Below are 20,837 nucleotides of genomic sequence, written 5' to 3' on the forward strand. Positions count from 1 at the left end.
TTACTGAGCCCTTTCCGTATCCTTGGTTAGTTAGGCTATAACTGTTTGATAAACCTACTTTCTACCGTAACGGTAAACTGTTCACTGTCAGACAGTATAAACTGAATTGTTGAAACAGGAGAGCTGAGATTTTCTGGATTGACGCCTAGGCTCATTGGCAGGTTCAGCACTTCACCAGGAGCGACTTGAACCGTTTGCTTGCCGTACCATGACACATCACTGAGTCCCGAGACACTCAAGGTGTATTCTTGAGGCTGCTGGGTTTTGTTGATGATTTTTAGGGTGTAGGTGTTTTCTATCTCACCAGCAACATTTTCGCGAGAGAGCTGATTCCGGTCGCGTAATACGTTCATACCAACCGGATCGACGGTGGCAATTTGGGCAAAGAACAAGCCAACAATCAGCAATAGAACGGTGCCATAACCAATCAGTTTCGGCCGGAGAATTTTGGTTTTGTGCCCAGCAAGTCGGTGTTCAGTGGTGTAATTGATCAGTCCTGTTTCGTAGCCCATTCTTACCATGGTTTGATCGCAGGCATCTATACAGGCACCACAGTTGATGCACTCATATTGCAGACCATCACGGATATCAATCCCAGTCGGACAGACTTGCACGCAGAGGTTGCAATCAATGCAATCACCTAAGCCAAGGGCTTTGGGATCGGCTTTGCGTGATCGAGGGCCTCGATCTTCACCGCGTTGAGTATCGTAGCCGACGATAAAGGTGTCTTTGTCAAACATCGCGGACTGGAAGCGCGCGTAAGGACACATGTGAATGCAGACGATTGAACGCATCCACCCCGCATTGCCATAGGTACACGCGGTAAAAAACAGCACCCAAAACACAGGCCAAAAACTGGCGTTGAAGGTGAAAAAGTCGATCACAAGTTCGCGCACGGGGACGAAATAACCAACGAAGGTAAAGCCTGTGGCAAGCGCGATAGCAACCCAAGCAATATGCTTGATGGTTTTGCGTATCATCAGCGCAGCCGTTAGTTTGCCCGAATCTTGTTTACGTCGTTTGTTGGCGCTACCTTCGAGTTTTTCTTCAAACCAAATGTAGATGAATGTCCACACTGTTTGAGGGCATAGATAGCCGCACCATACCCGTCCAAGAAACGTGGTGATAAAGAACAACCCGAAGGCTGCGATCACGAATAATGTTGCGAGTAAGGTTAAGTCTTGTGGGTAGAGCGTGGTACCAAAGAAGTTAAATTGTTGGTTGCCAATATCAAGCAAGATAGCTTGACGCTCGCCAAAGGGTATCCATGGCACTAAGGCAAACAGCATAAGTAGAAACCAGCCACCATAGCGGCGTAGTTTTTGAAATTTACCTTTGCTCTCTCTTACATAGATTCGGTTGTTGGGGTTAAAGCGATCGCCTTGTCCTTTGTGGGTCTTGGGGTTAAAAGTTTTGGGAGTCACATCCTTAATGTCGATCTTATCCTGACTCATTACGCTTCCTCTAGGCTTTCAATGGCGCTGTTTCTAGTGTCGCGCTCATATTGAATTTTGAAGTAGCTATTTTATGCCTAGTAAAATGTGTCGTTAGAATAGTATCTAGGCTTAGTACTTCAGACATTGCTAATTTTCATTAGAAGAGAAAGTATACAGGTAATAACAATTTTATTTCTTTAACGCTATCAACCTTTAACAATAATTATCAGTCATAACATTGATGAAAAATAGTCGGCTTGGTTATAAGTGGAAGATTTAACAGAACATTTTGGTATCAAAAAAGCAGCCATTGGCTGCTTAACAAATTGATTTGGGGTTACTTGATGATGCCACGCGCTCTTAGTAGTGCGGTTTTAAAGTCATCTTCTTGGTCTTTTTTCAGCCCAGGAATCATTTCATCTTTTTCGCTGTTGCGCATTTTAAGGTGGTAGATCAGCACATCATCGGTGAGATCTTCCAGTTTACCTTGGTAACCTGCTTCGTTAGCGAGTTTGACAATAAACTCAACTAAGTTCATCTCTTGGTCTTTTTGCCATTCAGGGCCGATCAATTCGAGCAGTTCTTCGATGCGATGACAATTCATTAACTTTCTCCACAATATTTATAGTCTTAACAATTTACGCTTGCTGAGCAACAAAGCCAGATTGTTTGTGTGTGATTATTGATTGCAAAGGTAACAAATCGATGTGGTGAATAGCAATCACAATCTCTAGTGATTAAAACGTTGTGTGGTTTGGATGAAAGAAAAAAGCGCAGTGTTCTGCGCTTTTTAATTATGCCGCCTTAATTTCTTCGCTAGGAGTAGTCACCAAAATGGTTTTCTTCTCTACCAAAGTCATTGCTGGCGTTAGTTTTGGTGCGACATACGCTTTGGTAAAACCACTGCGACGACGCATTGCACTACGGTTTGTGTGCGAAAACCTGACTGTTGTTGGGCGCATTTATTTACCTAACTGTCAGGCATATCCATTGCCAATGTAATGGCCTAATCAACCATGAGTTTACTTCAATGCTGAAGAACCGCTCTTCTGGCCTACGCCAATCCAAATGGTTGAATAGGGATTATGATATGAAAACCATATCACCAATAGGTTAGCATCAAGCTGCAAGTTGGTCGATATGTAAACAGTCTAACAACAGCACAAGTCACTACATTTTAAGGGGATATAGGCGATGTTGTGGCGTTTTTGTGAACAAGAACCGAGGTGAAATTGTCGAAAAGCTGATCGTTCATGGTAGCCGCCTAGTAAATAATATGCGATGGTCTATAGAGATGAGACTGGTGCAGCAACTAAACTACTGAAAGAGTCAGTTTGCTTTGACTTTGTTGTGTTTCAAGGAGGAGTTAGATGTCGTTTTTTAAGAAGACCCTTGCCAGTTTTGGTATTGGATCCGCTCAAGTTGATTCAGTGTTACAGCAAGAAGTGCTTTACCCAGGTCAAAAAGTCAATGTGACCATTCATGTCTATGGTGGTGCCACCGAGCAAGCGATTGATAATATCGATCTCAAACTGTGCTGTCGCTATATCAAAGAAGTGCCCGTGAATCCTGATAAGGCGCAACACCAGACTAGCCATAAGCGCCGTGCGCCACAAAGCTATGTGTTGGCAAAGTGGAACTTGCCTTATGCCTTCACCATCCACCCCGGAGAAACGCGCGACTTTGATGTTGAACTTGATGTGCCGTGGAATACGCCGATTACAATTGGTGACTCTAAAGTTTGGTTAGATACGGGTCTAGACATTGCGTTGGCAAAAGACCCGACGGATACCGATATCTTGACGGTACGTCCCGACCCATTGATGGATGGTATTTTGTCTGCCTTGGAAGCACAAGGTATGCGCATTCGTCAGGTGGAATGTGAAGCGGTAGAAGGGTTTTCGATGCCGTTTGTGCAAGAGTTTGAATTTGTGCCGACTACTGGCCCATACCATGGTCGATGGCGAGAAGTTGAACTGGTCGCGTATCGCGAAGAGCAACAACTCAAACTGTGGTTTGAAGTGGATAGACACCGTGATGGCGCAAGAGGGATGTTGGCATCACTACTCGGGGTTGGTCAGCTAAAAAGGGAATTGACCATCCCACTGTCGACGGCTCCAAGTGATGCCGGGGTGAAGGTGCTTGAGTATTTAGATAACACTTGCTAATGAGACGAACTGACAAAACTTTAACCACATTAAGCTTACACGTGTAAGCTTAATGTGCCATACTCGGGATTCATTGCTACCAATCCCGAGTGCCTCTTATGTCTGACGATGACAAAAACGCTGCTTATAGCGTAAAAGAAGAAATCGCCAACACCATTACCCATGCGATTGGCATGGTCTTAGGCATTGTTGGTTTGGTGTTATTGTTGCTCAAAGCGACAGATCACAATGCTGACACATTAACTATTACCAGCATGAGTATTTATGGCAGCAGTATCATCCTGTTGTTTCTTGCCTCTACGCTCTATCATGCTATTCCTTATAAACGCGCCAAGCGGGCACTAAAAACCTTTGACCATTGTGCGATTTATTTGCTGATAGCTGGCAGCTATACCCCATTTTTGTTGGTGAGTTTACGCACCCCATTAGCTATCGGTCTGATGATCGTGATTTGGTGTATTGCTTTGGTTGGCATCATCATGAAGCTGGCGTTCGTCTATCGTTTTAAACGTTTGTCATTAGTGACTTATTTGATGATGGGATGGTTATCGTTAGTGGTGATCTATCAGTTGGCGATGAACCTAGCATGGGGAGGGTTAACTTTGCTGGCTGTAGGTGGCTTGATCTACTCGCTGGGGGTTATTTTCTATGTCGCGAAGCGCATCCCGTACAATCATGCGATTTGGCATGGTTTTGTTCTGGCAGGATGCGCCTGTCATTTCTTTGCGATCTACTACTTTGTTCAGCCAGTATGACCAACTTAAGTTGGTCAGTTAGCGCTTCCAGAAAGCGGGGAAGAACAGTACTAAGATAGTAAGGATCTCCAATCTTCCCATTAACATGCCAAAGCTTAAGATCCATTTCGCGGCATCGGGTAGTGGCGCAAAGTTGCCTGTCGGTCCAACGATGGTTCCCATACCTGGGCCGACGTTAGCCACCGCTGTAATCGAGCCTGATATGCTCGTCACAGGGTCTAAGCCAAGACCACTCAAACAACCAGCGATAAAAATAATCGTAATAAAGTAAGTTAGACAGAAGGCGACCACTGAGCGGACAATATCATCATTAACAGGACGCTGATTGTAGCGCTGAATAAATACACCTGATGGGTGAATTAACTTCATTATCTGCTTGTTGAGCAGTGTCATGGCGATCTGAAAACGGAAGATTTTCATCCCTCCAGATGTTGAACCAGAGCACGCCCCCACCATTAACAAGAAGGCAAACAAGGTGGCAGGCAAAGCGCCCCAAGCCGTGAAATCCTCTAAGCCAAAGCCTGTTGTTGTAACGACAGAGACAATATTGAACAGTGAGACTCGGACTGCATCAAGAATAGTGTAACCATCTTGCACGACTAACCAACTGCTGATTACCACGCCAGACCCTAACACTAAGTAGGCAAAACCGCGCACCTGAGCGTCTTTGAGTAAAATGCTGGCACGGCGTTTGGTGAGTGCAGAAACAAACAACAAAAATGGTAACCCCCCAAGGAACATAAACAGTGTTGCGTTCCAGTGAGCACCATGAGAGAAGTTGTTCATCGAACTGTCTGAGGTTGAGTAACCGCCAGTGGATAAGGTGGTAAATGAGTGGTTGATTGCCTCGAATAAGTTCATGCCTGACAGCAGGAAGCCCAACATACATAACAGCGTTAGGATGAGATAGACCAAAACGATATTTTTCGCCACGGTTTTGGCACGCGGGCTACTTTTATCTGACCAGTCAGAAGACTCAGTTTGGAATAGTTTCATACCACCCACGTTGAGCATTGGTAGTACCGCTACCGCCATAACGATAAAGCCAATACCTCCCAACCACTGCAAAATGGATCGCCATAGCAAAATGCTAGGGGCCATATTATCCAAGCCGCTTAGTACGGTAGAGCCAGTCGTCGTGATTCCCGACATCGTCTCAAAGTACGCATCGGTGAAACTAATATGGTTGATAAATACAAACGGCAGTGCCGCAAAAGCACTGGCGATGGTCCAGACCAAACTGGTGATTAAGAACATATCGCGTACGCTAAGTTTAAAAGTAGCGGTACGACCAATGGATAAACAGGCAAAGGCCACTGCGTGGGTAATCAGTAATGACTGACCGAACTCGATAAAGCCGGAGGTACCCGAGAAAAATGCCACCAAGGTGGGAACGTACATAAATAGGGCGAGTTTAGACAGTACTAACCCTATCACGAACAGTACGGGACGAAAGTTAACCATGTGAAATTACGCCTTAGAGGAAGAATGGACTCGGTTGGAAGAGTGTTTCTACGTCAGGGACGTATTTTTTGTCTACCAAGAACATCACGACGTGATCATCTTGCTCAATGACAGTACGGTCATGGGCAATCAACACTTCATCACCACGAACAATTGCACCAATAGTGGTACCTGGTGGTAACTTGATATCCCCAATGGCACGCCCCACCACTTTAGAGGTGTTCTCATCACCATGAGCAATCGCTTCGATGGCTTCGGCTGCGCCGCGACGCAGAGAGGAGACATTGACGATGTCAGCACGACGAACGTGGGTCAGCAATGCCGAAATCGTAGCTTGCTGTGGTGAGATAGCCACATCGATAGCGCCACCTTGCACTAGGTCGACATAAGCACCACGCTGGATTAATACCATCACCTTTTTAGCGCCCATGCGTTTTGCTAGCATCGCAGACATGATGTTGGTTTCATCTTCGTTGGTGAGAGCAATAAACACATCGACTTGGTCGATATTTTCTTCAGTCAATAATTCCTGATCGGCGGCATCTCCGCAAAATACAATGGTGTTTTCCAACTCTTCTGACAGACGTTCTGCACGTTGGAAGTTTCTTTCGATCAGCTTAACGCTGTAGTTTTGTTCAAGTCGTTTTGCCAAGCTCGCCCCGATGTTACCCCCACCAACAATCATGATACGGCGGTAGGGTTTTTCTAGGCGCTGTAGTTCACTCATCACTGAGCGAATATGGTTACTTGCGGCAACAAAGAACACCTCATCATCCGCTTCGATGATGGTAGTACCTTGCGGACGAATTGGACGACCTTGGCGGAAAATAGCTGCAACACGGGTATCGATATGTGGCATATGCTCGCGTAGAGCAGAGAGTGCATTACCAACCAGTGGACCGCCATAGTATGCTTTAACTGCAACGAGGCTAACTTTCTGCTCGGCAAAACTGACTACTTGCAGTGCACCTGGATATTGGATCAGTCGTTCAATATAGCTGGTCACTAACTCTTCTGGGGCAATCAAGTGATCAACGGGTACAGCGCCTGATTGGAATAGGGCTTCTTTTTCAGCAAGATATTGAGGGGAACGAATACGAGCAATTCGGTTTGGCGTATTGAATAGAGAGAACGCCACTTGGCAGGCTGCCATGTTGGTTTCATCCGTGTTGGTGACTGCGACGAGCATATCGGCATCTTGCGCGCCGGCTTCACGAAGTACATCTGGATGACTTGCATGACCATTTACAACACGTAAATCATATTTATCTTGCAGTTCGCGCAGTCGGTCACTGTCTTTATCGACGATAGTGATATCGTTGTTTTCCCCTACGAGGTTCTCTGCCAACGTACCGCCAACCTGACCTGCGCCAAGAATGATGATTTTCATATTCTTATCTCATTTTGTTTGCTGATATACCCTGCCAATGAACATCGATCGCAGCGGTATAGAGCATATTCCAATGCATTGAAAATAATAGCGAAGCTCGTAAAGAGCAAGCTTCGCTTTAACACTATGCGTGATCTTGCATTATGCTTGTTTCGTGATCACTGCGTAGTAGAAACCATCCATATCATCTTCACCTGGCAGGATCTGACGCCCCGGGTTAGTGATATCTGAGCCTTGCAGTTGCGCATTGCTTGTTCGCTCAAGGAAGGCTTGCACTTGTAGTTTGTTCTCTTGTGGGGTGATCGAGCAAGTAGCGTAAACTAAGGTACCGCCTGGTTTTAATTGCTGCCACATTGCGTCGATGATCTCGCTTTGCAGCTCAGCTAGCGCTTTGATATCGTCTGCACGGCGCAACCACTTAATATCTGGGTGGCGACGGATAACCCCTGTCGCAGAACAAGGTGCATCCAATAAAATTCGGTCGAATTGCTCACCCTGCCACCAAGTTTGCGGTTGACGCGCATCCCCGCAGATCACTTCAGCTTGGAGTTTTAGACGTTTAAGGTTGTCATGGACGCGTTTTAAGCGAGCATCATCACAATCAATGGCCACCACCTGAGCATCTTTCGTTCGCTCAAGGATATGTGCCGTTTTACCGCCAGGTGCCGCGCAGCAATCTAAGATTAGCTCACCGTCTTTCGGCGTCAGATAATCAATTGAAAGTTGAGCTGCGGCATCTTGTACAGAAACCCAGCCTTTTTCAAAGCCTGGTAGCTTAGTCACATCACAAGGTGAAGCGAGTTTTAGTGCGTCTTTTGCCTGTGGATGAAGCGTGGTTTCAATACCTTCTTGGTTCAATAAGGCTTGGTACTCTTCACGAGTATGGTGCTGGTGGTTCACGCGCAACCACATCGGCGCTTTACTGTTATTCGCTTCAACAATCTGCTCCCACTGCTGCGGATATGCTTCTTGCAGCAGTTTGAGTAACCAGCTTGGGTGGCCATACTTACCCGCATTGTGGCTGATAGCATGCTGATCCAGTTGCTCTTGATTGCGCTGATAGTTACGTAGTACCGCGTTAATTAAACCACGTAGACGCGGACCTTTAAGCTCTTTGGTGCCTTCGACAGTTTCGCCAACCGCAGCATGGGCAGGAATGCGCATAAAGCTGAGCTGGTAGATGCCAACAAGAATAAGGTGATGGAAGACACGCTGTTTACCTTTGAGGGGTTTATCCATCAACTCATTTGCGATTGATTCAAGGCGTGGTAAGTAGCGCAGAGCTCCGTAGCAAATTTCTTGTAATAGAGCATGGTCACGAGGTCGAATCTGCTGCTGAGCCGCAGGAAGGGCATTAGAGAGAGACTGACCTTTGTCGACAACTTGGAAAAGGACGTTAGCTGCCGCAGCGCGAACATTCATGTTGAATACCTTAAAGTAAAGGAGGGCATCTCTGCCCTCAAAAAGTTCTTATATATCGGTTTGATATGCTACCAATTCACCGATTACTCATCGGTGATGGTTTGGGTTAAGCCAGTTGGCTACCAACTTCAAACCAAGCGGCGCGTGAGTTAAGAATATCTTGCACACCCATCGCTTTTTTGCCCGGAACTTGCAGTTGTTCCAGAACGAGTACGCCATGACCCGTTGCAACATAGATACCGGTTTTGTCGGCTTGAATGATGGTACCAGCCGGTTTGTCGCTTGTTTGTTCTGCAACACGGCTTTGCCATACTTTGATGCTATTTTCTGCAACTTCAAAGTGGCTCATCGGCCATGGATTGAAAGCTCGAACACAGCGCTCAATGTGCGCGGCATCATCATTCCAATCAATGCGTGCTTCTTCTTTGCTTAGCTTTTTGGCGTAATTGGCGAGCTCGTCATCTTGTTTGACCGGGACCGCAGTACCAGCGGCAATATCGTTAAGACATTCAACTAGCGCTTGCGGGCCGAGTTCTGCCAGTTTTTGATACATGGTTGCGCTGGTATCGCTTGCTTCAATCGGCAGTTTGGCGATTTTTAACATGTCACCAGTATCAAGGCCAATATCCATCTGCATAATGGTGACGCCAGTTTCAGCGTCGCCAGCCCAGATAGAGCGTTGGATCGGTGCAGCACCACGCCAGCGTGGCAAGATTGAACCGTGTACGTTAATACAGCCTAACTTTGGTGTATCTAAAACTGCTTGAGGAAGCAGTAGGCCGTATGCCACCACCACCATGATGTCAGCATTAAGCTCAGCAAGTTCTTGCTTTGCTTCGTCTGACTTGAAGTTTTCTGGTTGGTATACTGGAACGTTATGCTCTAGCGCTAAAGTTTTAACCGCACTCGCAGTTAGCTTTTTCCCGCGACCGGCTGGGCGGTCAGGGTTTGTGTACGCGGCAATAACTTCATGCTCCGAAGACAACAACGCCGCCATATGTTGGGCGGCGAAGTCCGGAGTACCCGCAAATACGATACGTAAAGGCTTGCTCAAGGTACCTTCCTTCTAATTCTTGTGAACGCGACTTAACGCTGTTTTTCGTTAAAGCGCTTAACTTTTGCTAGCTTGTCTTGGATACGTTTACGCTTAAGAGGCGAAAGGTAGTCGACAAACAGCTTACCTTCTAGGTGATCAAGCTCGTGTTGTACGCAGATTGCTAGTAGCTCATCAGCTTCAAATGTGAACTCTTCACCGTCACGGTTCAATGCTTTAACGGTCACTTCTGCCGCGCGTGGCACTAAAGCGCGAGCACCAGGAACTGAAAGACATCCTTCTTCAATACCATCTTCACCGCGTTTGTCGAGAATTTCAGGGTTGATAAGCACCATTGGCTCGTCACGAGTTTCTGAAATATCGATAACGACGATACGTTGGTGTACGTCAACTTGTGTTGCCGCAAGACCGATACCTTCTTCGTCGTACATGGTTTCAATCATGTCATCAACGATTTTTTGAATCTCTGGAGTCACAGCTTCTACTGGTTTAGCGACAGTACGAAGGCGATCATCTGGGAATGTTAATACTTGTAATACAGACATATTCACTCGAAATGTTATTTGTGCCGAATCGAGATAATCCTCGTTGGCTCAATTCTAGACATTTTATAACGCAAATGACAGCATCAATACGCTTTTTGACATGCATTTTTGTCGATAAAGTAACCACTTTTCATATTTGTATTTGCCTATCATCTGCCCTAAGAGAGCGTTATGTATCGAATGTTCACGACACTTACACTCCTTATATCATGCGCCTTTTGGGGCGTATCAGGCGATGCAAAGCAACAAGATGGCAATAACTCTATTCAAATACTTAGCCCTAAGATCAGGGCATCCAGTCACTCTGATTTGACCTCTGAACCAATCAAAGAGAAACCCACCCACTCCTCATTGTTGCTCTCTGAGCGGCAGTTAGAACAAGCTGCCCGTGTTTTGGGCCTTAACCACGGTAAACACTACATCACGGCTCAAGATTTACTGTTTATCAGTGGTGAACAGACGGCGCATCGTTGGGGTATATATCATCCAACGCAAACTTACTCTTTGGGTGAGCAGCAACTTGTGCAGCTTAAAGTGGTTGCGTGGGCTGAGTTAAAGCAGAGTGAAAACGCGATGTCGCGTTTACAAATCACGGCCCAGACACAAGAAGTGCGCGTCAATGATGTGGCGTTACCCCTAGATTGGCAGGCGTCGCGTAAATGAGCAGTGACCTCCTTCGCGCTTGGTTAACCCTCTATTTCACACCTCGCCTCGGCGCGAAAGGGTTGCACACGTTATTAGCCAAAGCGAGTCCACAGGCTTTGGTTTCTTTGGATCACCAAGCGCTACAAGCTCTTGGTCTAACAGCATCACAAGCGGCTTTTATTCTGATGGATAAACACCAATATGTGGAGCAGTGCATCGATTGGCGAGATAGCGCAGACAATCACCACATTATTACGCTAGACGATCCCCTTTACCCGCCGCTGCTTGCCCAGTTATCCATACCGCCACCCGTGTTGTTTGTTAAAGGTGAGCCATCAGTATTGACCACGCCTCAAGTCGCGCTGGTGGGGAGTCGTCATGCCACCATTGATGGTTTACGAAATGCGACCTATTTTGCGGGTGAGTTAGCGCAGCAGGGTTTAACCATCACGAGTGGATTAGCGCTGGGCGTAGATGGTCATGCTCATGATGGGGCATTGCGACAAGGAGGCTCGACAATTGCGGTGCTAGGATGTGGATTGAATACTGTTTACCCTGCGCGTCATAAGCGTCTTGCGCAAAGGATAGAGAATCAAGGGGCATTGGTTTCAGAGTTTCACCCCGCAATTTTGCCAAAATCGGCTAACTTTCCTCGTCGTAATCGCATTATTAGCGGTTTGTCGTTGGGAGTTTTGGTGGTGGAAGCCACCGAGCGAAGTGGGTCCCTTATTACCGCTCGATATGCCGCTGAACAAGGGCGTGATGTGTTTGCGCTGCCGGGTTCGATTCACTCCTCACAAGCCAAAGGGTGTAACCAGTTGATAAAACAAGGAGCTTGTTTAATCCAAACCGTTGAAGACATCGTAAATGAAATAGAGACGTTGCTGCGTTGGTCTAATCATTATATGGAAAAAATAAGCCCAAATGGCCCGATTGAAAAAGAGCCGAAAGAACAATTGCCATTTGCTGATCTTCTAGCTAACGTAGGCACACAAGTGACACCGGTTGATATTTTGGCACAGAGGACCAATATTCCTGTGCAGGAAGTCATGATGCAGCTGTTAGAGTTAGAGCTCTCAGGGCATGTTGTTGCGGTTTCTGGTGGTTATATTCGTAAGGGGAGGGGCTAGCTATGATGATGGATATCCTAATGTATCTATTTGAAACTTACATCCATAGCGATGCTGAGTTACAGGTCAATCAAGATGAGCTTGAAGATGAGTTACTTCGAGCGGGTTTTGATCAAAAAGACATTTATAAAGCCCTCGTCTGGTTAGAAGAACTGGCCGCATTGCAGCAAGGTGAGTTGGATTCTGCTATCTCAGTGAGTGGCGCGTCATCCACACGTATCTACACGGCTCAAGAAATGGACCGTCTGGATATCGAGTGTCGTGGCTTCTTGATGTTCTTAGAACAAGTCAGTGTATTGAGTATAGAAACACGCGAGATGGTGATTGATCGCGTTATGGGTTTAGAGACTGATGACTTTGAACTCGACGACCTTAAATGGATTGTGCTTATGGTGCTATTTAATGTTCCTGGCAATGAAAATGCCTACACTTTGATGGAAGAGCTTCTGTACAGCAAAGAGCAAGGTATCCTCCATTAATAAAAGTACTATGCGCATTCTTTATGAGTAATAAAATCGACCAACAACTGTTTTCCGCCCATGAACACGCTCTTGAGCATCAAGCCTGCCCCAAATGTCAGGATGAAGAGCGTGACGGTCGGTTACAACTTCGTCATGGTAAACACGGTCCATTTTTAGGCTGCAACCAGTATCCTGACTGTGACTTTATCAAGCCTTTACATCAAAACGATGGGCATATCATTAAAGAGCTTGGCGTCCCTTGCCCTCAATGTGGCAATGAACTGGTGCTGCGCCAAGGTCGTTATGGGATGTTTATTGGTTGTAGTCACTACCCTGAATGTCATCACATCGAGTCAATGGAGCAATCTCCACCCGAATCTAATGACCAAATTGTTTGTCCAGACTGTGGGAAAGGTCATTTGGTTGAGCGGAAAAACCGTTTTGGCAAACTGTTCTACGCTTGTGATAATTACCCTAAGTGTAAGTTTGCCGTCAATCAGCCCCCAATCGCGGGTCAATGTGAGCAATGTGGCTTTCCGTTGCTAGTCGAAAAGACATTGGCGAGTGGCATCAAGTTGCAATGTGCAGATAGAAAGTGTCATCACACCCAAACTGAAATTGAATAAAAAAAGCGACGCTCCAGCGTCGCTTTTCTGTATGCTGGCGAAGAGTTATCGAGCAAACTTTGCTAATGCAGGAAAGGCAGTTTTATCAAGGACATCGGCTAACGCGGATAATCTGCGTTGCAGTTCTCCACTGTAATCGCTACACACATTGATGTGCCCCATTTTACGACCTGTGCGTTTCTCTTTGCCATACCAATGAATATGTACCCCATCCATAGCGAGTAACTCGTTAGGTAGCGTATCTTCACCTAAGATATTGATCATTGCAGTTTCACGAATCAGTTGGGTGCTGCCCAGTGGTAAGTTGCAAACTGCTCTTAAGTGGTTTTCAAACTGACAAGTTTCCGCACCTTGTTGAGTCCAGTGTCCTGAGTTGTGTACGCGTGGGGCTATTTCATTGACAACCAGTTGGCCGTTAAGGTCGAAGAACTCTAACGCCAGTACGCCGACATAGTTCAAGCTTTCTGCGACAGAGGTAAACATTTGCTGAGCTTGGGCTTGTAGCTCTTGGTCAGCAATAGCCGTCGATAGGCTTAATACACCCTCTGTATGAACATTTTCAGCCAGAGGGTAGACTGCGATCGAGCCATCTCTACCACGAGCTCCGACTAATGACACTTCACGTTGAAAAGGGACAAACTCTTCGGCAACAATCGCTTGATTGTCGCTAGACGCGATACAGTCCGCCATTTGGGCCCAAATATTTTCGACATCAGCCAAATCTTTTAGACGCCATTGCCCTTTACCGTCATACCCGCCCAAGGCGCTTTTTAGCACCATTGGAATACCCACATGTTCAATCGCGACGTCAAAATCTTCTCGACTGTTGATCACTGCGTACTTCGCATTGCGAACGCCTGCGTTATCCAACAGTGCTTTTTCCAGTCGACGATCGCCCCCAGCTTTAATCGCTTCTGTTGTTGGTAGGAACTTACCACTTTGCTCACAGATATCGAGGATAGGGTGTGGAATATGTTCGAACTCAGCGGTAATCACGTCAGCATTGGCAATCGCATTGTCTAGGCCGCTGCCGAGTACAGTTTGCGTGAGTGGATGAACAATATTGCCATTGGTGACATCGTACGCGGATAGCTCGATATTAAGTGGAGCTCCCGCTAATGACATCATGCGGGCAAGTTGGCCAGAACCTAATACTAAAACGCGCATGGATTAATCCTCGGCTGGGTTTGAGTTTGCCAGTACTGTTTCTGTTTGCTCATTACGGAAGGCTTCTACTTTCGCCATCACATCTTCATCGTGTGTACCGATAATTTGCGCAGCCAGAATACCCGCGTTCGCGGCTCCAGCTTCACCAATAGCCAGTGTACCGACGGCAATGCCTTTTGGCATTTGAACGATAGAGAGAAGTGAGTCCATGCCTTTTAGCGCTCGTGATTGCACTGGCACACCAAGGACAGGCAAACTGGTAAAGGCGGCAGTCATGCCGGGTAGATGAGCGGCTCCGCCAGCACCGGCAATGATAACTTTGATACCACGCTCTTTGGCGCTGGAGGCATATTCTGCAAGCAGTTGAGGGGTGCGGTGTGCTGAAACCACTTTGGTTTCATAACTTACGCCAAATGTGTCGAGCATCTCTGCTGCAAGTTTCATGGTTGGCCAATCTGATTTTGAACCCATGATAATTCCGACTTTCATTTCAAACTCCTTCAAGCTGCCATTGAGTAACACCACTCTAATTTGTGCGCATTATACGAGTATTTTCACCTCAAGCAAACGTTTGCGCGGGGTAAAAAACGATTCGACATAATTTATCAATAAATTGCTTTAGTCAGCGCGGCAGATTGTTAGTAAACTGAGTAAAAATGTTAACATCCTATTCCTGCTAGAAGTGACTTTGGTGCTGGCGAATGCTTTCAACCCCCTGCCAAAGGTTGTTTTGCATATAAAGGGGGCTTCCCTAAGCAATGTTACCAAGCTTCAAATTATGAGGAATTGAAATGAGAAAGGAAACTTGAGTGGATAACTTTGAGCAAGCTCTTAGTGCATTACAGCAAGGTGAAGTGATCGCCTATCCGACCGAAGGTGTATTTGGTGTGGGCTGTGATCCCGATAACCCGCAAGCGATTGAAAAACTATTGACGCTAAAGCAGCGTCCGGTAGAGAAAGGGCTGATTTTAATAGCGGCTAGTTATGAGCAGCTATTACCCTACATCGATGAGTCACAACTCAATCAAGAGCAGTTGGCGACAGTGAAGGCTTCTTGGCCTGGGCCATATACTTGGATTATGCCCGCGAGCGATAAAGCTTCAAATTGGCTTTGTGGTCAGTTTGATTCGATCGCGGTGCGCGTGACCGATCATCCTTTGGTACAGAAAATCTGTCTAGCGTTTGGTAAACCACTCACATCAACAAGTGCTAATCTTACTGGTTTGCCGCCTTGTATGACGACAGAAGAGGTAGAAGCACAACTGGGCGATAAATTAGTGGCTATTTTACGCGGCGAAACCAGTGGACGAGATAAACCGAGTGAAATTCGCGACGCAAGAACATTGCAAGTGTTACGCCAAGGATAATCAACATATAGGAAGCCAATATGCCAACTTCAATCGATAAGCAAGCAGTAAAGCACTTCTTAATGGCGTTGCAAGATGAGATTTGTCGCCAGTTAGAACAGGCTGATGGAAAAGCCAAATTTGAACAAGATGCTTGGCAGCGCGAGCCTGGAGAGCGGCTTGCTGGTGGAGGTCGAACTCGAGTGATGACCAATGGCGCTGTATTTGAGCAGGGTGGGGTCAATTTTTCTCATGTCAGCGGACAGGAGATGCCAGCTTCGGCTACCGCTCACCGACCAGAACTTGCGGGGCGCAGTTTTGAAGCGATGGGGGTCTCGTTGGTGATGCATCCTCACAACCCATATGTGCCAACTTCGCATGCAAATGTTCGCTTTTTTATTGCCGAGAAAGAGGGCGAGGCGCCAATTTGGTGGTTTGGCGGTGGTTTTGACCTAACACCGTTTTATCCGTTCGAAGAAGATTGTGGTTACTGGCATAGCACCGCAAGAGAAATTTGTGCGCCATTTGGTGATGACGTCTATGCCGAGCATAAAGCGTGGTGTGATAAATACTTCTATTTGCCTCATCGTAACGAGACTCGAGGCGTTGGCGGTCTATTCTTTGATGACTTAAACAAGTGGGAGTTCGACAAGTGCTTTGCCTATATAAAAGCGGTTGGTGAAGGCTACACTCAAGCCTATCTTCCAATTGTTGAGCGCCGCAAAATGACCGCTTATGGTGTGCGCGAGCGACAGTTTCAGTTATACCGTCGTGGTCGCTATGTTGAGTTTAACTTGGTTTTTGACCGAGGAACGTTGTTTGGCCTGCAAAGTGGTGGGCGGACTGAATCTATCCTAATGTCTATGCCTCCAATGGCTCGTTGGGAATACGGTTATCAGCCGGAGCCGGGTTCTGCTGAAGCCGAGCTTTATGAGCACTACCTAAAACCAAGAGAGTGGTAAAATACTTCCCGCGTGATTTAGATAATGATAGGGTCATTAAATGACCCTATTTTGTTACTGGTAATAAGGATATGACGCAGCAAATTGATCGTTATGCCGTCTTTGGCAACCCAATTGGACACAGTAAATCCCCGTTTATTCATACGCTATTCGCACGCCAAACGAATCAACCGTTAAGCTACAGCGCTGAGCTTGCGGCTGTTGATGGTTTTGAACAAGCAGCGAAAGCATTCTTTTCTCAAGGTGGACGTGGCTGCAACATTACTATGCCGTTTAAAGAGGACGCGTACCAATTTGCCGATCGTTTGACGCAGCGAGCTGAGTTGGCTGGTGCGGTCAATACACTTAAAAAACTCGATGATGGCATTATTTTGGGTGATAACACCGATGGTGCAGGGCTGGTGTTGGATCTGCAGAATTATCAAGTTCCTTTGGAGAATGCGCGGATTCTTATTATTGGTGCAGGCGGTGCGGCGCGAGGTGTGATTCAGCCGCTATTAGAGCTAAAGCCACAACAAATCGTTATTACCAATCGAACGTTTAGTAAAGCAGAGCAGCTAGCTAAATTGTTTGCCGATCTGGGCCCGATTCAAGCTATACCACTTGAAGAAGTAAAAGAGGCGTTTGATGTCGTGATCAACTCAACCTCTGCAAGCTTGAGTGGCGATTTACCCAATATTTCACCGTCAATATTCAGCGCGACAACGGTTGCTTATGACATGATGTATGGCAAGGGAAAAACAGCATTTAATCAATGGGCTCTCGAGCAAGGTGCCGCTCAAGCGTATGATGGCTTAGGTATGTTGGTCGGCCAAGCTGCAGAAAGTTTTATGTTGTGGCGAGGTTTAAGACCAGGTACAAAGCAAATCTTACGCGAATTACGCAAGAACTTAGAAGGTATGTAATGAATCAATCGATTCTATTTCCAGACATTCAAGATTGGGATGATGCGTTGAACGGGGTAAAGTTTCCTGCTCAACAAGCGGGGGCGTTAATTGAATGTGTGGCGTCACTTGAGTATTTGAGTTCTCTAGCCAGTGAACCTTTGACCACTACTCAGCAAGCTCTAGCGGTTTTTGAACAAAACCGCTTTGAAATCGAAGAGCTCGCTGAACAGTTAATAGAAGAGGAAGAGTACAACGCTGAAGGTCTAGTAGAGCTCAGGGCGTAATATTCTCAACATGATGTAAGTAGTCTTCTTTATTCTGCACATAGTTATTGGCTGACTTTTGCAAGAAAGCGCGCTCTTCATCTTTTAAGGGGCGCGCTTGTTTTACTGGACTGCCCACATAAAGAAAGCCACTGGCTAATACTTTTCCTGGTGGCACTAAACTACCGGCACCAATCATCACCTCTTCTTCTATTACTGCACCATCGAGCACGATCGTGCCCATGCCCACTAAAACGCGATCATTAATAATGCAGCCGTGTAACATGACTTTATGTCCAATCGTGACATCATTACCAATAATCAGAGGGTAGCCGTTTGGGTTGCTCGCATTTTTATGGGTAACATGCAGAACACTGCCATCTTGAATATTGCTGCGTTGTCCTATCTTTATAGAGTTAACATCACCACGAGCTGCAACTAATGGCCAAATACTCGAATCGTCACCAATCGTAATATCACCAACTAAGACAGAACTGCTGTCTATATAGACGCGTTTTCCAATTGATGGTGCGATACCTTTATAACTGCGTAGCGAACTCATTTTTACTCCTGGATCGTTGGTTCAAGGCCAATATAGCCATGCTAAAGCTTAGAAGAGCTGAAGAAATAAGCGTTTGTGACTAGAAAATACTCAAACGATAAAAAAATCAAAAAAAAGCATAAAAAGGGCTTGCCAATGTGACGGCGATCTCTATAATGCCACCTCGCTGACACGGCACAGCTTCGAAGCCTCGGCTTAAAGGGGTTGGAGTCAAATCAGCACGGTTACTTAGCCAAGCAAAACGCTTGAAAAAAGTTTGAAAAAAGTGGTTGACACTAAACTTTAACTCGCTAAAATAGCCGCCTCTTCCGAAGTGAGGTGACTCACAAAGAAGGAAAGCTCTTTAACAATATAAACCTATCAATCTGTGTGGGCACTCGTTGATGATAATCCAAATTAGAAGCTTAGGCTTCAAATTAGATTTCAATGAAACGAAGTGACCATTGCTAGAAATAGCAGCACAGTCAATTCAAACATTACTATGTAATGTTCAGTATTCATTGAGTCGACAAAATCTTAAATTGAAGAGTTTGATCATGGCTCAGATTGAACGCTGGCGGCAGGCCTAACACATGCAAGTCGAGCGGCAGCGACATAAACAATCCTTCGGGTGCGTTTATGGGCGGCGAGCGGCGGACGGGTGAGTAATGCCTAGGAAATTGCCCTGATGTGGGGGATAACCATTGGAAACGATGGCTAATACCGCATAATGCCTACGGGCCAAAGAGGGGGACCTTCGGGCCTCTCGCGTCAGGATATGCCTAGGTGGGATTAGCTAGTTGGTGAGGTAAGGGCTCACCAAGGCGACGATCCCTAGCTGGTCTGAGAGGATGATCAGCCACACTGGAACTGAGACACGGTCCAGACTCCTACGGGAGGCAGCAGTGGGGAATATTGCACAATGGGCGCAAGCCTGATGCAGCCATGCCGCGTGTATGAAGAAGGCCTTCGGGTTGTAAAGTACTTTCAGTCGTGAGGAAGGTTCATGCGTTAATAGCGTATGGATTTGACGTTAGCGACAGAAGAAGCACCGGCTAACTCCGTGCCAGCAGCCGCGGTAATACGGAGGGTGCGAGCGTTAATCGGAATTACTGGGCGTAAAGCGCATGCAGGTGGTTAGTTAAGTCAGATGTGAAAGCCCGGGGCTCAACCTCGGAATTGCATTTGAAACTGGCTGACTAGAGTACTGTAGAGGGGGGTAGAATTTCAGGTGTAGCGGTGAAATGCGTAGAGATCTGAAGGAATACCGGTGGCGAAGGCGGCCCCCTGGACAGATACTGACACTCAGATGCGAAAGCGTGGGGAGCAAACAGGATTAGATACCCTGGTAGTCCACGCCGTAAACGATGTCTACTTGGAGGTTGTGGCCTTGAGCCGTGGCTTTCGGAGCTAACGCGTTAAGTAGACCGCCTGGGGAGTACGGTCGCAAGATTAAAACTCAAATGAATTGACGGGGGCCCGCACAAGCGGTGGAGCATGTGGTTTAATTCGATGCAACGCGAAGAACCTTACCTACTCTTGACATCCATAGAACTTAGCAGAGATGCTTTGGTGCCTTCGGGAACTATGAGACAGGTGCTGCATGGCTGTCGTCAGCTCGTGTTGTGAAATGTTGGGTTAAGTCCCGCAACGAGCGCAACCCTTATCCTTGTTTGCCAGCGAGTAATGTCGGGAACTCCAGGGAGACTGCCGGTGATAAACCGGAGGAAGGTGGGGACGACGTCAAGTCATCATGGCCCTTACGAGTAGGGCTACACACGTGCTACAATGGCGTATACAGAGGGCAGCCAACTTGCGAAAGTGAGCGAATCCCAAAAAGTACGTCGTAGTCCGGATTGGAGTCTGCAACTCGACTCCATGAAGTCGGAATCGCTAGTAATCGTGGATCAGAATGCCACGGTGAATACGTTCCCGGGCCTTGTACACACCGCCCGTCACACCATGGGAGTGGGCTGCAAAAGAAGTGGGTAGTTTAACCTTCGGGAGGACGCTCACCACTTTGTGGTTCATGACTGGGGTGAAGTCGTAACAAGGTAGCGCTAGGGGAACCTGGCGCTGGATCACCTCCTTATACGATGATTATTGCGATGAGTGTTCACACAGATTGATGGTTTATAAAGTTTAAGAGAAGAAGAGTACCCATACTCTTCAATCCAGTGTCCCGTTCGTCTAGAGGCCTAGGACACCGCCCTTTCACGGCGGTAACAGGGGTTCGACTCCCCTACGGGATACCATTGGGTCGTTAGCTCAGTTGGTAGAGCAGTTGACTTTTAATCAATTGGTCGCAGGTTCGAATCCTGCACGACCCACCATTTTCTCGATGGGGCTATAGCTCAGCTGGGAGAGCGCCTGCCTTGCACGCAGGAGGTCAGCAGTTCGATCCTGCTTAGCTCCACCATTCGAGACTTCTTCCACAAGAAGTAAAATAATGTGGGCGATTAGCTCAGTTGGGAGAGCACCTGCCTTACAAGCAGGGGGTCACTGGTTCGAGCCCGGTATCGCCCACCATCTTTAAGCGCATTCGATGAGTGCTTTTAAAAATGGTTTCTTTCTT

At 46.7% G+C, this 20,837-nt stretch carries 21 protein-coding genes, 4 tRNA genes and 1 rRNA gene; 15 read left to right on the top strand and 11 right to left on the bottom strand.

Annotation, left to right across the window (positions count from 1 at the left end):
* Positions 1–35: 35 nt before the first annotated feature.
* The 3 genes from ccoG to GZK95_RS22060 all read right to left on the bottom strand — a co-directional run bounded on the left by ccoG (position 36) and on the right by GZK95_RS22060 (position 2,398).
* Positions 36–1,454 (bottom strand): cytochrome c oxidase accessory protein CcoG, encoded by a 1,419-nt coding sequence (gene ccoG, locus GZK95_RS00170; protein WP_075707118.1) that lies wholly within the window; start codon positions 1,452–1,454, stop codon positions 36–38.
* 319 nt (positions 1,455–1,773) lie between these two features.
* Positions 1,774–2,040: a YihD family protein gene (locus GZK95_RS00175; RefSeq protein ID WP_075707116.1), complete on the bottom strand. Its 267-nt coding sequence runs from the start codon at positions 2,038–2,040 to the stop codon at positions 1,774–1,776.
* 190 nt (positions 2,041–2,230) lie between these two features.
* Positions 2,231–2,398, bottom strand: a complete 168-nt coding sequence (locus tag GZK95_RS22060; protein WP_167369914.1) for a hypothetical protein — start codon at positions 2,396–2,398, stop codon at positions 2,231–2,233.
* Between the two features lie 408 nt (positions 2,399–2,806).
* On the opposite strand from GZK95_RS22060, the gene GZK95_RS00180 reads away from it, so the two are divergent.
* On the top strand, positions 2,807–3,604 hold the full coding sequence (locus GZK95_RS00180; RefSeq protein ID WP_075714843.1) for a sporulation protein: 798 nt from the start codon (positions 2,807–2,809) through the stop codon (positions 3,602–3,604).
* A gap of 98 nt (positions 3,605–3,702) precedes the next feature.
* Positions 3,703–4,359 carry a PAQR family membrane homeostasis protein TrhA gene (gene trhA, locus GZK95_RS00185; protein WP_075707112.1) on the top strand — a complete coding sequence of 219 codons (657 nt, stop codon included), beginning with the start codon at positions 3,703–3,705 and terminating at the stop codon, positions 4,357–4,359.
* Between the two features lie 18 nt (positions 4,360–4,377).
* Here trhA and GZK95_RS00190 read toward each other — a convergent pair whose 3' ends face one another.
* The 5 genes from GZK95_RS00190 to def all read right to left on the bottom strand — a co-directional run bounded on the left by GZK95_RS00190 (position 4,378) and on the right by def (position 10,234).
* A complete protein-coding gene (locus tag GZK95_RS00190; RefSeq protein ID WP_075714841.1) occupies positions 4,378–5,823 on the bottom strand; it encodes a TrkH family potassium uptake protein in 1,446 nt (481 codons plus the stop codon).
* Between the two features lie 13 nt (positions 5,824–5,836).
* Positions 5,837–7,213, bottom strand: a complete 1,377-nt coding sequence (gene trkA, locus GZK95_RS00195) for a Trk system potassium transporter TrkA (protein ID WP_075707108.1) — start codon at positions 7,211–7,213, stop codon at positions 5,837–5,839.
* Positions 7,214–7,354: 141 nt separating this feature from the next.
* A complete protein-coding gene (rsmB, locus tag GZK95_RS00200; protein WP_075714839.1) occupies positions 7,355–8,635 on the bottom strand; it encodes a 16S rRNA (cytosine(967)-C(5))-methyltransferase RsmB in 1,281 nt (426 codons plus the stop codon).
* 106 nt (positions 8,636–8,741) lie between these two features.
* The gene (fmt, locus tag GZK95_RS00205) at positions 8,742–9,689 is read right to left on the bottom strand and encodes a methionyl-tRNA formyltransferase (RefSeq protein ID WP_075707104.1); all 948 of its coding nucleotides are present in this window, start codon (positions 9,687–9,689) and stop codon (positions 8,742–8,744) included.
* A gap of 32 nt (positions 9,690–9,721) precedes the next feature.
* Positions 9,722–10,234 (bottom strand): peptide deformylase, encoded by a 513-nt coding sequence (gene def, locus GZK95_RS00210; RefSeq protein WP_075707102.1) that lies wholly within the window; start codon positions 10,232–10,234, stop codon positions 9,722–9,724.
* A gap of 171 nt (positions 10,235–10,405) precedes the next feature.
* On the opposite strand from def, the gene GZK95_RS00215 reads away from it, so the two are divergent.
* The 4 genes from GZK95_RS00215 to GZK95_RS00230 are packed head-to-tail and all read left to right on the top strand — an operon-like array spanning position 10,406 to position 13,096.
* Positions 10,406–10,897: a hypothetical protein gene (locus GZK95_RS00215; RefSeq protein ID WP_075714837.1), complete on the top strand. Its 492-nt coding sequence runs from the start codon at positions 10,406–10,408 to the stop codon at positions 10,895–10,897.
* Positions 10,894–12,009, top strand: coding sequence for a DNA-processing protein DprA (gene dprA, locus GZK95_RS00220; RefSeq protein ID WP_075714835.1), 1,116 nt, complete (start codon positions 10,894–10,896; stop codon positions 12,007–12,009). Before GZK95_RS00215 ends, dprA begins: the two co-directional genes overlap by 4 nt.
* A 2-nt stretch (positions 12,010–12,011) precedes the next feature.
* Positions 12,012–12,488, top strand: a complete 477-nt coding sequence (locus tag GZK95_RS00225) for a DUF494 family protein (RefSeq protein WP_075707096.1) — start codon at positions 12,012–12,014, stop codon at positions 12,486–12,488.
* A gap of 23 nt (positions 12,489–12,511) precedes the next feature.
* Entirely contained in the window at positions 12,512–13,096 is a 585-nt protein-coding gene (locus GZK95_RS00230) for a DNA topoisomerase family protein (RefSeq protein WP_075713724.1), read from the top strand.
* Positions 13,097–13,141: 45 nt separating this feature from the next.
* Here the strand turns inward: GZK95_RS00230 and GZK95_RS00235 are convergent, their stop codons facing one another.
* On the bottom strand, positions 13,142–14,263 hold the full coding sequence (locus tag GZK95_RS00235) for a 5-(carboxyamino)imidazole ribonucleotide synthase (RefSeq protein ID WP_075713726.1): 1,122 nt from the start codon (positions 14,261–14,263) through the stop codon (positions 13,142–13,144).
* 3 nt (positions 14,264–14,266) lie between these two features.
* On the bottom strand, positions 14,267–14,752 hold the full coding sequence (purE, locus tag GZK95_RS00240) for a 5-(carboxyamino)imidazole ribonucleotide mutase (protein WP_075707090.1): 486 nt from the start codon (positions 14,750–14,752) through the stop codon (positions 14,267–14,269).
* A 320-nt stretch (positions 14,753–15,072) separates the two neighbouring features.
* On the opposite strand from purE, the gene GZK95_RS00245 reads away from it, so the two are divergent.
* The 4 genes from GZK95_RS00245 to GZK95_RS00260 all read left to right on the top strand — a co-directional run bounded on the left by GZK95_RS00245 (position 15,073) and on the right by GZK95_RS00260 (position 17,742).
* A complete protein-coding gene (locus tag GZK95_RS00245; RefSeq protein WP_075713728.1) occupies positions 15,073–15,630 on the top strand; it encodes an L-threonylcarbamoyladenylate synthase in 558 nt (185 codons plus the stop codon).
* Positions 15,631–15,650: 20 nt separating this feature from the next.
* Complete coding sequence (gene hemF / locus GZK95_RS00250; protein ID WP_075713730.1) at positions 15,651–16,571, top strand: oxygen-dependent coproporphyrinogen oxidase; 921 nt, start codon at positions 15,651–15,653, stop codon at positions 16,569–16,571.
* Positions 16,572–16,642: 71 nt separating this feature from the next.
* On the top strand, positions 16,643–17,476 hold the full coding sequence (gene aroE, locus GZK95_RS00255) for a shikimate dehydrogenase (protein ID WP_075713732.1): 834 nt from the start codon (positions 16,643–16,645) through the stop codon (positions 17,474–17,476).
* Positions 17,476–17,742, top strand: coding sequence for a DUF1488 family protein (locus tag GZK95_RS00260; protein ID WP_075707082.1), 267 nt, complete (start codon positions 17,476–17,478; stop codon positions 17,740–17,742). Before aroE ends, GZK95_RS00260 begins: the two co-directional genes overlap by 1 nt.
* On the opposite strand, the gene GZK95_RS00265 is transcribed toward GZK95_RS00260, so the two are convergent.
* Positions 17,732–18,283 carry a gamma carbonic anhydrase family protein gene (locus tag GZK95_RS00265; protein WP_075713734.1) on the bottom strand — a complete coding sequence of 184 codons (552 nt, stop codon included), beginning with the start codon at positions 18,281–18,283 and terminating at the stop codon, positions 17,732–17,734. The genes GZK95_RS00260 and GZK95_RS00265 overlap by 11 nt on opposite strands.
* A 518-nt stretch (positions 18,284–18,801) precedes the next feature.
* On the opposite strand from GZK95_RS00265, the gene GZK95_RS00270 reads away from it, so the two are divergent.
* The 5 genes from GZK95_RS00270 to GZK95_RS00290 all read left to right on the top strand — a co-directional run bounded on the left by GZK95_RS00270 (position 18,802) and on the right by GZK95_RS00290 (position 20,791).
* Positions 18,802–20,354, top strand: a 16S ribosomal RNA gene (locus tag GZK95_RS00270).
* Between the two features lie 87 nt (positions 20,355–20,441).
* A tRNA-Glu gene (locus tag GZK95_RS00275) sits at positions 20,442–20,517 on the top strand.
* Positions 20,518–20,519: 2 nt separating this feature from the next.
* Positions 20,520–20,595: transfer RNA gene (locus GZK95_RS00280), tRNA-Lys, on the top strand.
* A 10-nt stretch (positions 20,596–20,605) separates the two neighbouring features.
* A tRNA-Ala gene (locus GZK95_RS00285) sits at positions 20,606–20,681 on the top strand.
* Positions 20,682–20,715: 34 nt separating this feature from the next.
* Positions 20,716–20,791, top strand: a tRNA-Val gene (locus tag GZK95_RS00290).
* Positions 20,792–20,837: the final 46 nt, after the last annotated feature.

It is taken from the genome of Vibrio panuliri, assembly GCF_009938205.1.
Lineage (GTDB): Bacteria > Pseudomonadota > Gammaproteobacteria > Enterobacterales > Vibrionaceae > Vibrio > Vibrio panuliri.